The organism is Pseudomonas caspiana, from assembly GCF_040224095.2.
Lineage (GTDB): Bacteria > Pseudomonadota > Gammaproteobacteria > Pseudomonadales > Pseudomonadaceae > Aquipseudomonas > Aquipseudomonas caspiana.
The window spans coordinates 1,166,450-1,181,036 of sequence record NZ_CP167995.1 but is presented as its reverse complement, the minus strand read 5'-3'; the positions used below and the strand labels follow the sequence as shown (position 1 = coordinate 1,181,036).

The following is a 14,587-nucleotide window of genomic DNA, read 5'->3' as shown; positions in this document are numbered from 1 at the left end:
CCATTTTTGACGGCACAATTGCACTCAGCGCTGCTTATCAAAGGACCGGATATCCGTGCAACCGCCCCTTACAGAGTCTTTGCCACAACCAGCCCTGCATGGCGATTTACCGCCGATGCTGACGCTGCGCGCCTTTGAAGCCGTGGCGCGGCATCTGAGTTTCGTCAATGCCGCACGCGAATTGTCAGTGACGCAAAGCGCTTTGAGCCATCAGGTGCACAAGCTGGAGGCGTTTCTCGAATGCCGTCTGTTTATCCGTCGCACTCGCGCTATTGAACTGACCGAAGCCGGACGCGCTTATCAGCTACAGGTTCGACAAGCACTGGAAGGCATTGCCGCAGCGACTCGCGTTATTCGCCACACCGCCCCGGCCCCCAGCGTACTGCGCATCGGCCTGCTCGCTTCGTTTGCAACGATGTGGCTGGCACCGCGGCTTTCCGGTTTCATCTCGGCCAATCCCGATATCCGCGTCGAGCTGGTGCCGTCCTATGACCTGGCCGACGTGGCAGGCGGCGAGGTTGCGATCGCGATCCGCTACGGCAAAGGTGGCTGGCCCAACGTCAACGCAATGCGCTTGATGAATGAACGCCTTTCCCCTGTGTGCAGCCCGCAATACAAAACCCATTGGCTCGAAACGCAACGCGACCTCAAACAACCAGCGCTTGCACCCGGCCCGCTGCTCACCGCGCAAGCGACCATTCCGTTCGAATGGCTGGACTGGGCGAAACAACTGCGCGTGGATATCAGCCAACTGCCAAGCCTGATGCTGCATGACTACAACATCGTGGTGGAAGCTGCGGTCGCCGGACAAGGCATCGCCATGGGCCGTGATCGCTTGATCAAGCGGCGTTTGCAGGACGGCTCTCTGGTGCAACTGCTGCCCGACGCTGTCTACGACGGGGAAATCGGTTACTGGCTGGTAACCGGCGACCAGCCGTTGGGAGACACGGCGCAACGCTTCGCCAACTGGTTGATTGCAGTGTGCCGCGAGGATGATTGAGCGATATCGATACGTAGGGTGAAATCTTTCAGTTTGTCGGACTGATCGCCGCCTTTCATTGTGCGCTCACCTTTAAGGAGAACGCCCGATGACTAACAGCTTGCGCGAACAACTCGCAAAACTGGACCTGCAACTTCCAGCCCCGGACAACCCCGCTGGCAACTACGTCAGCACAGTGGTCAGCCAGAACATGCTGTATGTGTCGGGACAAATTCCCATGCTCAGCGGCCAGCCCGCCTTCATCGGCCGAGTAGGTGACACGCTGAGCGAAGAGCAAGGCATGGCTGCGGCGGAACTGGCAGCGCTGGGTTTGCTCGCCCAACTGGACTCGGTGATTGGCGATGATCTGTCAAAACTGCTTCGGCTGGTGAGGCTGGGCGTATTTGTTGCCTGCCCCAGTGATTTCACACGCCAGGGAGCAGTGGGCAACGGTGCCTCGAACCTGCTGGTCAGCGTGCTTGGCAAAGCCGGTCGGCACGTTCGCACGTCGGTTGGTGTTTCCAGCCTGCCCGCTGGTGTTGCCGTTGAGACGGATGCCATCTTCGAGCTACGTTCATGACCGGGCTTTTGACCGAGACGCAGGTTCAGGCACTACGGGCCGCGACACCGGGTTGCCAGCGAGTGATCCACTTCAATCATTCCGGCGCCTCGTTACCCAGCCAGGCGACTGTGACGGCCATGATCGCGCAAATGAACCGCGAAGCCAGCCAAGGTCCGATGGAAGCCGCCGCGCAGGGCGAGACTCTTCTGGAAAACGCCCGCAACACCGCTGCGCGGCTGATCAACTGCGCGCCCTCCTCCATTGCTTTTCTGGGCAGCGGCTCTGCTGCCTGGGGCATGGCCTTCAGCGCACTGGGCCCCTGGCGGCGCGGGGACCGCATTCTGGTCGGGCGTCACGAATGGGGCGGCAACCTGGCTTGCATGGCCCAGGCCTTCGCCGCCGGGGCGAGCCTGGAAGTTATCCCCTGCGACGAGAACGGCGCAGTATCAGTGCCAGCACTCGAGGCCATGATCGATGAACGTGTGCGTTTGATCTCTCTGACATGGCTACCGGCCAACGGCGGCCTGATCAACCCGGCTGCAGCCATCGGCGCAGTGGCAAAGCGGTACGGCATTCCTTACTTCATCGATGCAGGCCAGGCATTGGGGCAAATCGGCGTCGATGTTCAGACGCTGGGTTGCGACGTGCTCAAAGGGGCCTGCCGCAAATTCTTGCGCGGCCCTCGGGGCACGGCCTTGCTGTACATCCGCGAGGGTTTCGTCGAAAAGCTTCAGCCGCCGTTCGTTGACGTTCTTTCTGCGCCCAGAAAAGGCGAAAGCTTTACGCCCCGCAACGACGCTCGACGCTTTGAAACCAGCGAAATGTCGCTGACGCTGATCGCCGGTTTGAATAACGCATTGAGCGAAGTGGAAGCATTGGGCGTAGGGCCTATCCGACAACGCATTCAGCACTTGGCATCGTTGCTGCGCGAGCGGATGACAGAAGTCGTAGGACTCAAGCTACAGGATTGCGGCGCAGCGCCCGAGCAATCGGGGCTGGTGTCTTTCACGCTGGAAGGCTGGGACGCCTTGGAGATTAAAAAGGAGTTAGCAACGAAAGGGATAAACATCGGCGCCAATGGCGTGGCTTACACGCCGCTGGATATGCAGGCTAGAGGACTGGGCAACATCGCACGGATATCCGTGAGTCATCTGAATACTGAAAGCGAGATAGACACGTTGCTCACGGCATTGCGCGCAATGAGCAACGGACGGCGGAAAACAACCTAGACCTGCACGTCGACCCAAAGCCCCTGACGCGGTTCATCATCAATCAGTGGCACTACTGGCACGGTGTTGTCCGCGTTCAGGGCAACACCAGGGATTGCCAGATGCTCAGGCTCATCGGCCCCTTCTTCGCGACGACGTTGCTGCTCTTCGTGACGGGCGTGTTCTTCACGCAGCAACCAGGCGTTGCGCTCTTCTTCCTCATTGCGCAAGTCGATGTTGGTTTCGCTGGAACTTGGCTGTACCGGTGCGACAGGAGGAATGTCAGGTACCTGCCGGGCCGGATCCAGTTGCGAAGTCACGGGTACCACACTCAGGGGAAGCATCGGTTGCAGCATTATTAGTTCTCCTTTTGAGTGGATGTCGGCCAAGTGCCTACCGACTTGACCCCGTAAATGAGAAACTTTCGACTCTGTTTTTGGCAACTAGTGCCTTTAACAGGCTTAAATTGTTGCAAGGGCGTTTAAATACAGGTGTTTTGTCACTGCACCTTTGGCCTCGGCAGCGCGTTCCGTTAACATAGTCGGCTTTTTCAAAGCGGGAGACAGGCAGCATGGCGCAGCAGTATCAACCGGGGCAACGCTGGATTAGCGACAGCGAAGCCGAGCTGGGTTTGGGCACCGTTCTGGCACAGGACGGCCGCTTGTTGACCGTGCTCTACCCGGCCACTGGCGACACGCGCCAGTACGCACTGCGAAATGCACCACTGACTCGTGTGCGCTTTTCCCCAGGCGATGTGATCACTCACTTCGAAAACTGGAAGATGACCGTTCGTGAGGTCGATGACGTCGATGGCCTGCTGGTTTACCACGGCCTCAACGCGCAGAACGAAGCCGTCACCCTGCCGGAAACCCAGCTGTCGAACTTCATCCAGTTCCGCTTGGCGACTGACCGCCTGTTCGCCGGGCAAATCGATCCGCTGTCCTGGTTCTCCCTGCGTTATCACACCCTGGAACACACCAGCCGCCAGTTGCAGTCCTCTCTCTGGGGCCTCGGTGGCGTGCGTGCGCAGCCGATTGCGCACCAGTTGCACATCGCCCGCGAAGTGGCCGACCGCATTGCGCCACGGGTTTTGCTGGCGGACGAAGTAGGTCTGGGCAAGACCATCGAAGCCGGTCTGGTCATCCACCGCCAACTGCTTTCGGGCCGCGCCAACCGCATCCTGATTCTGGTTCCGGAGAACCTGCAGCACCAATGGCTGGTGGAAATGCGCCGCCGCTTCAACCTTCAGGTCGCACTGTTCGATGCAGAGCGCTTCATCGAAAGCGATGCCAGCAACCCGTTCGAAGACACCCAACTGGCGCTGGTTGCGCTGGAATGGCTGGTTGATGACGAGAAAGCTCAGGACGCACTGTTTGCCGCGGGGTGGGATCTACTGGTGGTGGACGAAGCTCACCATCTGGTCTGGCACGAAGACAAGGCAAGCCCTGAATACTCGCTGGTCGAGCAACTCGCTGAAGTCATCCCCGGCGTACTGCTGCTGACCGCAACCCCGGAACAACTGGGCCAGGACAGCCACTTCGCGCGTCTGCGCCTGCTTGACCCGAACCGTTTTCACGACCTGCATGCATTCCGCGCCGAAAGCGAAAACTATCGCCCGGTTGCAGAGGCCGTGCAGGAGCTGCTCGACAAAGGTCGTCTCTCACCTGAAGCGCACAAGACCATTCACGGTTTCCTGGGCGCTGAAGGCGACACCCTGCTGGCAGCCGTCAACGACGGCGACGAAGAAGCCAGTGCGCGTCTGATCCGCGAATTGCTCGACCGCCACGGCACTGGCCGCGTGCTGTTCCGTAACACTCGCGCCGCCGTGCAAGGCTTCCCGGAACGCAAGCTGCATCAATATCCACTGCCCTGCCCGGCTGAATACCTGGAGCTGCCGCTTGGCGAACACGCCGACCTGTACCCGGAAGTCAGCTTCCAGGCACAACCGGACGCCAGCGAAGAAGAGCGCTGGTGGAAGTTTGATCCGCGTGTCGACTGGCTGATCGATACCCTGAAAATGCTCAAGCGCGTCAAGGTGCTGGTGATCTGCGCCCACGCCGAAACGGCCATGGATCTGGAGGACGCCCTGCGCGTGCGCTCCGGCATTCCGGCCACCGTGTTCCATGAAGGCATGAACATTCTCGAACGCGACCGCGCTGCTGCGTACTTCGCTGATGAAGAGTTCGGTGCTCAGGTCCTGATCTGTTCGGAAATCGGCAGTGAAGGTCGTAACTTCCAGTTCGCTCACCACTTGGTGCTGTTCGATCTGCCATCGCACCCGGACCTGCTTGAGCAGCGTATCGGTCGTCTGGACCGGATCGGCCAGAAACACACCATCGAGCTGCACGTACCGTTCCTGGAAACCAGCCCGCAAGCGCGTCTGTTCCAGTGGTATCACGAAGCGCTGAACGCGTTCCTGAACACTTGTCCGACCGGCAACGCCCTGCAACACCAGTTCGGCCCACGCCTGCTGCCGTTGCTGGAAAGCGGTGATGACGATGAATGGCAAAAGCTGATCAACGAGGCACGTACCGAACGCGAGCGCCTGGAAAGCGAACTGCACACCGGTCGCGACCGTCTGCTGGAACTCAACTCTGGCGGTGCTGGCGAAGGCGAAGCGTTGGTCGAGGCCATTCTGGAGCAGGATGATCAGTTCACCCTGCCGATCTACATGGAAACCCTGTTCAATGCGTTCGGCATCGACAGTGAAGACCATTCGGAAAACGCCCTGATTCTGCGTCCAAGCGAAAAAATGCTCGACGCCAGCTTCCCGCTGGGTGACGACGAAGCCGTGACCATCACCTACGACCGCAACCAGGCGCTGTCTCGTGAAGACATGCAGTTCATCACCTGGGAGCACCCGATGGTGCAAGGCGGCATGGATCTGGTGTTGTCCGGCTCCATGGGCAATACCGCAGTGGCACTGATCAAGAACAAGGCGCTCAAGCCCGGCACCGTGTTGCTGGAACTGTTGTATGTGAGTGAAGTGGTTGCGCCGCGCTCGCTGCAATTGGGTCGCTACTTGCCACCGGCTGCCCTGCGCTGCCTGCTCGACAGCAACGGCAACGACCTGTCGGGTCGGGTTTCCTTCACGACTCTGAATGATCAACTGGAAAGCGTGCCTCGGGCCAGCGCCAACAAGTTCATCCAGGCACAGCGTGACGCGCTCAACCCGCGCATCAACGCCGGTGAAGCGAAGATCGCCCCGAAACACGCCGAACGCGTCGCCGAAGCACAGCGTCGTCTGGCGGCGGACACCGAAGAAGAGCTGGCTCGCCTGACCGCCCTGCAAGCCGTCAACCCAACCGTACGCGACAGCGAATTGGTTGCGTTGCGCGAACAGCGCGAACAAGGGCTAGCCATGCTGGACAAGGCAGCGTTGCGCCTTGAGGCGATTCGGGTATTGGTGGCGGGCTGACCTTAAATCACCGCGATCTTATCGCGAGCAAGCTCAGCTCCCACAGGAAGAACGCGATTTCCTGTGGGAGCGGTGCTTGCCCGCGATTGAAGCGCTGCGGTCTTTAAGCAATAGAAGCTACCGGCTCATCCGCCGCCATCCCCGCCTTCATCCTCGCCGCATCCCGACTGAAACACCGCGACGCCAGGTACAAAAACACCAGCGTCATGAATAGCGCCACCGGGATCAGGTACATCGCATCGTGCAGACCAACCGCCTTGTATGCCTCACTCATTTGCTCAGCCCCGGCGGCAGCCATGGCCGAATGCGCGAAATGGTCGGACAGTAAGCCGACAACCACCGGCCCCAATCCACCACCCAACAAATACAGCCCGGCAAAGAACAACGCCATCGCCGTAGCGCGCAAGCGAGGCTCGACCACGTCCTGAATCGCGGTATAGACGCAGGTATAGAAGTTGTAGGCAAACAACCATCCCAGACTGAACACACCGACAAATACACCGATTTCAATTCGCCCCGCGTGCAAGGCGTACCCTGTCGCAAGGGTCGCAATCAGCATGCTGCCGGCAGCGAACAACAAACGACCATTGGCAAAGCGCTGATGCAGCTTGTCCGCGACCCAACCACCCAGCGTCAAGCCAACAAGCCCGGTGACACCGACGATAACCCCGGTCGCCACCGCAGCGTCATGTAAAGGCAGCAGAAAATAACGCTGCAGCATTGGCACCATGAACGAATTGCAGGCATAAGTCGCAAAGTTGAAGGTCAGCCCGGCTAACACCAGCCAACCAAAGGTCGGCACCGACAGCACGCGCCGGATCGGTTTATCGATTTTTTCCTCTGACATGCGCACGCTTTCTGCCGCGCCACGTTTTGGCTCGCGAATGAAAAACATGAACACCGCCAGCACCAAACCCGGCACGGCAGCAATGAAAAACGGCGCCCGCCAGCTGTCGAAAGCGGTGACCATCGCACCGATGGTGAAGAACGCCAAGAGCAATCCCAACGGCAGCCCCAGCATGAAAATCCCCATGGCTCGTGCACGCCGGTGAGCAGGGAACAGGTCACCGATCAATGAGTTGGCCGCTGGCGCATAGCTGGCCTCGCCAATGCCGACGCCCATTCGTACCAACAGGAAGGTCCAAAAACTGCCCGCCAACCCGTTGACCGCTGTCAGCCCGCTCCACACGGCCAACCCCCAGCCCATGATTTTCTTGCGCGAGCCATTATCAGCCATGCGTCCGAGCGGCAACCCGGCGATGGCATACACCAGCGTGAACGCGGTGCCGATGATGCCCAACTGGAAATCACTCAAGTGCCATTCCATGCGGATGGGCTCAATGATGATCGCCGGAATGGTCCGATCAAAAAAATTGAACAGATTGGCCAGAAACAACAGAAACAAAACGCGCCAGGCGTTGGACGCCTGTGGGGACAGAGGCTGCGGGGTGCCTTGCATGGTAATGCTCCCTTTTTATTGTTATGCGGTGCATATGGCGCTCAAACCGGCGCTAGTCAATCTAGGCGGACTGCCGCTGAGTGTCTGCCAACATTCGCGGAAGAAATGACCCGGCATCGTTACGAAGTCAGACCTATATAACTTTTAGCTATCTGATTAATTCCAAATTGATTGGACCCCTCGCCGCTTTCCAGTTGGCACACCCGTCTCAGCTCCTATACTCGAAGCAAATCGCCACCACCTTTGGATCTTGGCGACCCTGGTATTGAACACATGGGGCCCGCTATGGAATGGCTTGGTTTGCACTTGATGTCCGGTCAATCTCACGACGGGATGCTGTTACTGGACTGTACTCACAATTTGTTTCTCATGGCGCTGTCATTCGGCGTCATTTCAGCCGCATGCCTGGCCACACTTGATATCGGCGAGCGCATCATCCATTCGGAAAACCACCTGAGTCGGCAACGCTGGCAAGTGCTCGGCGCCTTGTGTCTGGCGGGTGGTGCCTGGGCCATGCATTTCATCGGCATGCTCGCCTTTGAAACGCCGATAAAGGCCAGTTACGACCTCCCCACGACCATTGCCTCTTTGTTTATTGCAGCGATTGCCGGCGCGTTCGCGATCAAAGCCATTAGCCAGGAAGTGCTGGGGCCAGGCCAATGGCTGCTTAGCGCTATCGGCATTGGTCTTGGCGTGGTCATCATGCATTACGTCGGCATGTCGGCATTGCGCTCGCCTGCCATCCAGTACTACCAGCCCGGCCCCTTTGGCCTGTCGATTCTGATGGCCATTCTGTGTGGCGCAGTGTTCTTGCTCATGCCCGGGTATTTGCGTCAGGGCAGCGGCATGTTCCACCAAATGCTCAAGTACGGCGCGAGCATGCTGCTCGGCGCAGGTTTGCTGGGTACCCACATGATCGGCATGTGGTCGCTTAACCTGGTCCTGCCAGAAGGCGCCCCTCTGCAATCGGCGCCCCCGGAAAACGCCATGCAGCTGGGTCTGACCATCGCAATCATCGCCCTGTTGATCATCGCGGGCAGCCTCAGCGCTTCGATGGCAGACAAAAAGCTGCAAAGCAAGGAACACGACCTGCGTCGCGTGAATGCACTGCTCAGTCAGCTCGACCAGGCGCGGATGTCTTTGCAGCAGGTTGCGCATTACGATCCGCTGACCAACCTGATCAACCGTCGCGGCTTCAACCAGACCTTTACGGAGAAGCTGAGCGAACATAGCGCCAACGGTGGCATGCTGGCAGTGATGTTTCTCGACATTGATCACTTCAAGCGCATCAATGACAGCCTTGGCCATGACGCTGGCGACGATCTGCTCAAGGCCATTGCAGACCGCATTCGCAGTGCGACACGTGGCGATGACGTGGTATCTCGCTTCGGCGGTGATGAGTTCTGTGTGCTAATCAGCCTACATAACTATGAAGAGGCCGAGCAGTTAGCCAGTCGCATCATGCTGAAAATGAAGGAACCCATTGCACTGGCCGGACGGCATATGGTCATGACCACCAGCATTGGCATCAGTATTTTCCCTCAGGACGGCCAGACCTGCGACGAGTTACTCAAGCACGCCGACCTCGCGCTTTATCAATCCAAAGGCAATGGTCGCAACCGACTGCACTTTTTCAGCCCAAACCTCAAGACCAAGGCCAGCCTCGAACTGCAACTGGAAGAAGAGCTGCGCAACGCGCTGCTGGAAGAAAACGGTCTGCAGGTCTTCTACCAGCCGATCGTCGACCTCAGTACCGGCCGTGTGGCGAAGCTCGAAGCGCTGGTGCGCTGGCAACATCCACAGCATGGCCTGCTGACCCCGGAACGTTTCATTGAAATCGCCGAGACCAACGGCTTGATCGCAGATCTCGATAATTGGGTATTACGCCGTGCGTGTCTCGACCTGAGCCGCCTGTCCGGTGATGGTCTGGACGATCTGATCATTGCGGTCAATTGCTCAGCGCTCAACCTGACCCGGGATGATCTGATCGATGATATCCAGCGCACCCTGAGGCAAACCAACGTTCCAGCACGGCGCCTGGAGCTGGAAGTCACCGAAAATGCGCTGATGGGCAACATCAGCAACACCATTGGCCTGCTCAAGCAAATACGCTGCCTGGGTGTCTCCCTTTCCATCGATGATTTCGGCACCGGCTATTCATCCCTGGCGTATCTAAAACGCCTGCCGCTGGACACGGTCAAGATCGACCGCTCGTTCATTGCCGATATCCCCGGCTCTTCTCAGGACATGGAGATCGTTCAGGCAATCATCGTGATGGCTCATACGTTGCGGTTAAAGGTCGTGACCGAAGGCGTCGAGACCTCTCAGCAGAAGGAGTTTCTCACCCGCTATGGCTGCGATTACATTCAGGGTTATCTGGTCAGCAGGCCACAGCCTCTGGAGCAACTGGTACCGCTGGTGCAGAAACTCAACCAGCGTAAAGCAGTCACTTCGGCATCCGCGAAGCCCCTTCAGCACGGCTCCTTACCGGAAAAATGGAGTCATGGACCCGCACGCTAGGTCAGTGATCCTCCGCAGCACGACAACAAAATCGAGCCACGGTTCAACCCGTGATAGCTAAACGATTAAAGTTTACCGGTTATCCGCCGATCCATTTTCTGGACCAGACAGAAAGTGCCCCGGCTCACGTGTAGGGGTTTTCCCCTATCGCCCCTGGGAAAAGTGCACTGTAAAGTCGTAATTTCTCTTTCCGTGATGGCGCGATGAGACTCACTCCATCGCCGCCTCCTCCAGGCAAATGGCGCACGATGACCAATAAAAATGATGCTGCTGGCGTGATATCCGGACCGTTGAGCGCAGCCGCTGCAGAGAAGGCCGCAGGCCTCCCCGGCACCTACTATCAGCCCAAGCCAATCCCCGCTCAGCAGTACATGTATTTCACCGAAACCGACACTGATCGCATCCTGGATAACCTTGACGGTCTGCGCGATACAGTTTTTCCGCAGTCCATTCATATCGAAGACAACGTCCTGCGCAGTGAACAGCAGTTCCCGTCGGTATGCCTGATCGGTCTGGGTCGCTGCGGTTCGAACATTGCGCTGGACGTCGCTGAACTGGTCTATAACGCGCGCAAGTTCTACCTCAACCAGTTCGAGAACGAAGATCGCCTGAGCGAAGACAAACGCTACAGCCCTGGTCGCTGGATCCGTAACAACCTGCGACTGGTGCAGAACAAAGCGAGCAAGCCTGTCTTTCTGGTTGAGCCACTGGTCATGCTCGGCGATCTGGACAAGGACATCGCAGGTCGTATCCGCTTCTCGCGCAAAGGCGAGAAAAGCGGATTCATCAACGACTACAGCAAAATGAAAATCATGGACCTCTCTGAGGTCCATGCCGGCGGTGCGGGTAATGCCCCGATCCTTGGTCAATACCTGGCCAAGATCATCCTGAACAAGGACACCAACCACTTCTCCAGCGCTGACTGGAAGCTGATCCACTCGTACCTGATCGATTCGTGCGGCATCAAAGCCAACCAGTCGCGTCTGTACTTCTACATTTTCAGTGCGGGCGGCGGCACCGGTTCGGGCATGGCTTCGGAGTTCGGTCTGGCGCAGCAATTCTCGTACATGAACAAGACCTTCGACACCAAGCCTACTGACGAAAACGACAGCAAGCGTGGCCGGTCCTTCGTGTTCGAACCGATCTTCACCAGCGGCATCTGCGTGCTGCCGAACATTTCCGATCACCGCAGCGAAATGTCCGAAGCCCTGCACATCAACGCCGGTCGCTTGTTGTGCAAGTACCTGTCGGAAGAGTGGGACTTCTCGTACAACTTCGAGAACGAAGACAGTAGCGAAGCCAGCGTCATGGGCCGCATTCGCCCATGGAACGCCATGATGCTGATCTCCAACGACATCATGCGTTATGCCGAAGCAAGCGACGACGGCAACATCGACAACATCGACGTGAACGCCATGGAGCGTCACGCCAACCAGTACATCTCGCAGCAGATCTTCAACATTCTCACCGCTCAGGCGGTAACGACTGACTACGATCAGAACTACTTCCGACGCGCAGGCATCGATATCGGCGAGACGATTCGTCTGGATGCCAACGACTTGTTCATGAGTCTGGCCGGCCCGGTAGCGATTGCCTACGCCGAATCCGTGGTTCCAGAAAGCCCGGTTCCCGGCTCAGACAAATTCAAGGTGTTCGAGAAAGAACCGGCACGCCTCAACATCGACGATTTGTTCTTCCGTTCGATTGACCTGCCGCACTTCAACAAAGTGACCCAGGCCATTGAAGGCATCAGTCTGTTACCGATCGAGTCCAAGCGCTATCGCGCAGCACTGGACCAGTACAAGACCTCCGGCTACGACGCAGCGGCGCTGCATGACCTGCACTTCTTCAAGAACTGCTCGTCGGTGGTGTCCATCGTCTCGTTGCCCAAGGACTACAAGCTGTCCTACATGGACCTGAACCGCCTCAAGACGCACCTGAACAGCCTGTTCCCCAATACGACACTCAAGCGCTATGCATTGGTGATCGGCGCGTCGGCCAACCTGTCGCTGACCACCCTGATCGCGAAAAGCCCGTGCCTGTCGGACGACTTCCTGACCCTGATCGTGGCGTTCATCAAACGCTGCTTCGCCAAAAACCAGTACCGTTTCGACGACACACTGGACAACGCGATTCTGGACTTCATCATCAGCGATGAGTTCGACGAAGACCGTATTGATGAACTGCTGAATGAATACGAAAACCCGGCCAAGATCCTCGATACCAACTGGTATGCGATCAAACCGATGTATGAGAAGAAGTACCGCGAGTTGATCGAAGACAAATCCAAGTTTGTCTCTATCAATGACATTCGTATCTCCCGCGAGAGCGTGAAGAAGGCCGTCAAATACCTGCGCGAGATCTATCGTCATCGCATCGGCAAAACCCGGGTCATTTCACTGAACCAGCATACGGGCAAGACGGATTACAGCATTAAGTAAGACGCAGTGACTTTTAGGCGAGCACCGATCCTGTGAGAGCTGTGCTTGCCCGCGATAAGGCTGGACGCGATCCAAAGCGAACCGCGTCCAGATTTATCGCTGGGCAAGCACCGCTCCAACAGGTTCCGTGCGACCCTGTGAGAGATTTCGCTACCCCAGCACCCGCTCGGTTACCAGACTTCCCACCTAAATCCCACATCGCGCACCAAAAAAGATCACTAACTAAGCAGGCGCCCTGTCCTGGATCAACACCCAAGGTGCCACTACGACTGCCCAAAGCACCGGATCGCGCTCCACAAGCTCTAGCGCCTTGGCTTCAGCAACCTTGCCGACCTCCCCACTGGCAAGCCATGCGCTGACTTTATCGGCCTCGTTTTGAGCAACAGCCTGGGCGACTTCGATTAAATCCAGGGAGGGTTCGACCCACAACAGGGCACCCTTGGCGAAGAACGGCTGTAGCTCCGTCCAGGTAATTGATGCCGTCTCGCCGAGCAATTTGGCATAGAGGGTGCTTGGTTCTTCACTCATGGGTTTCACCGAAAAGAAAATCGACGCGAATAATAGCGCCGAGTCCGCTCAAGACAAACCCAGAAACAAGTAATTGATTGCAGGGAAGATGAGTAAATCCAGGGGTTTAGAGGTCGATTCGACAGGTCGAACCGCATGATTATGTATCTTTCTTTCAATTAAGCGACATCGATCGTTTTTGTCCCCTGTGGCTAGCTATTCAAGCTAATGACCGGCGCTCTAAACTGTTCCGGTACAGTTTGCCGGGGGCATGATCGGTGTTTAAAATCCGGTCCCGCTGCCTAGGCATCAGGATTATAAAAATTAAAACACAAGAGTGGAGCATCATGACTAAGGGTACCAAGAAGCTTTCCAAGCTGTTTGCCGCATTGGTTATGGCGGGGGTTGCCAGCCATTCGTTCGCAGCAGACACCATCAAGATCGGCATCGCGGGTCCAAAGACCGGCGCAGTTGCCCAGTACGGTGACATGCAGTTCAGCGGCGCAAAAATGGCCATTGAGCAGATCAATGCCAAAGGCGGCGTCGATGGCAAGAAACTCGAAGCCGTTGAATACGATGACGCTTGCGATCCTAAACAAGCGGTCGCGGTAGCCAACAAAGTGGTTAACGACGGCGTCAAGTTCGTGATTGGCCACCTGTGCTCCAGCTCCACTCAGCCGGCTTCGGACATCTACGAAGACGAAGGCATCATCATGGTGACTCCGGCTGCTACCAGCCCGGAAATCACTGCACGTGGCTACAAGCTGATCTTCCGCACCATCGGTCTGGACAGCGCTCAGGGCCCGGCAGCTGGCGAGTACATCGCCAAGCAGGTCAAACCTAAAACCGTCGCCGTCATCCACGACAAGCAACAGTACGGTGAAGGCATCGCCACTGCAGTCAAGCAGACTCTGGAAAAAGACGGCGTTAAAGTCGCTCTGTTCGAAGGCATCAACGCTGGCGACAAAGACTTCTCGTCGCTGATTGCCAAAATGAAGCAAGCCAACGTCGATTTCGTTTACTACGGCGGCTACCACCCGGAACTGGGCCTGATCTTGCGTCAGGCACAGGAAAAAGGCCTGAAAGCTGGCTTCATGGGTCCGGAAGGCGTGGGTAACGCGTCGATCTCGCAAATCGCTCAGGATGCGTCCGAAGGCCTGCTGGTCACATTGCCTGCTTCGTTCGACCAGGATCCAGCCAACAAGGCTCTGGTTGAAGCGTTCAAGGCCAAGAAAGAGGATCCAAGCGGCCCGTTCGTGTTCCCGGCATACGCAGCTGTTCAAGTGATCGCTGATGGCATCACCGCTGCAAAAAGCGAAGACACTGACAAAGTGGCAGCAGCTATCCACGCCGGCACCTTCAAGACGCCAACCGGCGAGCTGTCGTTCGACGCCAAAGGTGACCTGAAAGACTTCAAATTCGTGGTCTACACCTGGCACAAAGACGGCACCAAGACTGAAGCGCCTGTGAAGTAAGCATTCGCTATAAGTTGA

At 57.4% G+C, this 14,587-nt stretch carries 10 protein-coding genes; 7 read left to right on the top strand and 3 right to left on the bottom strand.

What is annotated here, in order from left to right:
- Positions 1-115: 115 nt before the first annotated feature.
- The 3 genes from ABRP31_RS05305 to ABRP31_RS05295 all read left to right on the top strand — a co-directional run bounded on the left by ABRP31_RS05305 (position 116) and on the right by ABRP31_RS05295 (position 2,770).
- Positions 116-1,000 carry a LysR substrate-binding domain-containing protein gene (locus ABRP31_RS05305; protein ID WP_349972159.1) on the top strand — a complete coding sequence of 295 codons (885 nt, stop codon included), beginning with the start codon at positions 116-118 and terminating at the stop codon, positions 998-1,000.
- Positions 1,001-1,088: 88 nt separating this feature from the next.
- Positions 1,089-1,559, top strand: coding sequence for a RidA family protein (locus ABRP31_RS05300; RefSeq protein WP_349972134.1), 471 nt, complete (start codon positions 1,089-1,091; stop codon positions 1,557-1,559).
- Complete coding sequence (locus ABRP31_RS05295; protein WP_349972133.1) at positions 1,556-2,770, top strand: aminotransferase class V-fold PLP-dependent enzyme; 1,215 nt, start codon at positions 1,556-1,558, stop codon at positions 2,768-2,770. The genes ABRP31_RS05300 and ABRP31_RS05295 overlap by 4 nt, the downstream gene beginning before the upstream one ends.
- On the opposite strand, the gene ABRP31_RS05290 is transcribed toward ABRP31_RS05295, so the two are convergent.
- Positions 2,767-3,105, bottom strand: coding sequence for an aspartate-semialdehyde dehydrogenase (locus ABRP31_RS05290; RefSeq protein WP_087270725.1), 339 nt, complete (start codon positions 3,103-3,105; stop codon positions 2,767-2,769). The two genes, ABRP31_RS05295 and ABRP31_RS05290, sit on opposite strands and share 4 nt — an antisense overlap.
- 215 nt (positions 3,106-3,320) lie before the next feature.
- Between ABRP31_RS05290 and rapA the strand changes: the two genes are divergently transcribed.
- On the top strand, positions 3,321-6,167 hold the full coding sequence (gene rapA / locus ABRP31_RS05285; RefSeq protein ID WP_349972132.1) for an RNA polymerase-associated protein RapA: 2,847 nt from the start codon (positions 3,321-3,323) through the stop codon (positions 6,165-6,167).
- A gap of 103 nt (positions 6,168-6,270) precedes the next feature.
- Here the strand turns inward: rapA and ABRP31_RS05280 are convergent, their stop codons facing one another.
- Entirely contained in the window at positions 6,271-7,626 is a 1,356-nt protein-coding gene (locus tag ABRP31_RS05280) for an MFS transporter (protein ID WP_349972131.1), read from the bottom strand.
- A gap of 285 nt (positions 7,627-7,911) precedes the next feature.
- On the opposite strand from ABRP31_RS05280, the gene ABRP31_RS05275 reads away from it, so the two are divergent.
- Together ABRP31_RS05275 and ABRP31_RS05270 are read left to right on the top strand one after the other, a co-directional pair.
- On the top strand, positions 7,912-10,146 hold the full coding sequence (locus ABRP31_RS05275) for an EAL domain-containing protein (protein WP_087270735.1): 2,235 nt from the start codon (positions 7,912-7,914) through the stop codon (positions 10,144-10,146).
- 248 nt (positions 10,147-10,394) lie between these two features.
- Positions 10,395-12,587 (top strand): hypothetical protein, encoded by a 2,193-nt coding sequence (locus ABRP31_RS05270; RefSeq protein WP_349972130.1) that lies wholly within the window; start codon positions 10,395-10,397, stop codon positions 12,585-12,587.
- A gap of 222 nt (positions 12,588-12,809) precedes the next feature.
- On the opposite strand, the gene ABRP31_RS05265 is transcribed toward ABRP31_RS05270, so the two are convergent.
- Positions 12,810-13,115 carry a DUF2288 domain-containing protein gene (locus ABRP31_RS05265; RefSeq protein WP_349972129.1) on the bottom strand — a complete coding sequence of 102 codons (306 nt, stop codon included), beginning with the start codon at positions 13,113-13,115 and terminating at the stop codon, positions 12,810-12,812.
- A gap of 326 nt (positions 13,116-13,441) precedes the next feature.
- Here ABRP31_RS05265 and ABRP31_RS05260 point away from each other — a divergent pair, with 326 nt between their 5' ends.
- On the top strand, positions 13,442-14,569 hold the full coding sequence (locus ABRP31_RS05260) for a branched-chain amino acid ABC transporter substrate-binding protein (protein ID WP_349972128.1): 1,128 nt from the start codon (positions 13,442-13,444) through the stop codon (positions 14,567-14,569).
- The last annotated feature ends 18 nt before the right edge of the window (positions 14,570-14,587 follow it).

Bases quoted from the DNA above. Each gene is read 5' to 3' on its own strand.
- ABRP31_RS05305 (WP_349972159.1), top strand. From the start codon at position 116: ATGCTGACGCTGCGCGCCTTTGAAGCCGTGGCGCGGCATCTGAGTTTC.
- ABRP31_RS05300 (WP_349972134.1), top strand. From the start codon at position 1,089: ATGACTAACAGCTTGCGCGAACAACTCGCAAAACTGGACCTGCAACTT.
- ABRP31_RS05295 (WP_349972133.1), top strand. From the start codon at position 1,556: ATGACCGGGCTTTTGACCGAGACGCAGGTTCAGGCACTACGGGCCGCG.
- ABRP31_RS05290 (WP_087270725.1), bottom strand. From the start codon at position 3,105: ATGCTGCAACCGATGCTTCCCCTGAGTGTGGTACCCGTGACTTCGCAA.
- rapA (WP_349972132.1), top strand. From the start codon at position 3,321: ATGGCGCAGCAGTATCAACCGGGGCAACGCTGGATTAGCGACAGCGAA.
- ABRP31_RS05280 (WP_349972131.1), bottom strand. From the start codon at position 7,626: ATGCAAGGCACCCCGCAGCCTCTGTCCCCACAGGCGTCCAACGCCTGG.
- ABRP31_RS05275 (WP_087270735.1), top strand. From the start codon at position 7,912: ATGGAATGGCTTGGTTTGCACTTGATGTCCGGTCAATCTCACGACGGG.
- ABRP31_RS05270 (WP_349972130.1), top strand. From the start codon at position 10,395: ATGACCAATAAAAATGATGCTGCTGGCGTGATATCCGGACCGTTGAGC.
- ABRP31_RS05265 (WP_349972129.1), bottom strand. From the start codon at position 13,115: ATGAGTGAAGAACCAAGCACCCTCTATGCCAAATTGCTCGGCGAGACG.
- ABRP31_RS05260 (WP_349972128.1), top strand. From the start codon at position 13,442: ATGACTAAGGGTACCAAGAAGCTTTCCAAGCTGTTTGCCGCATTGGTT.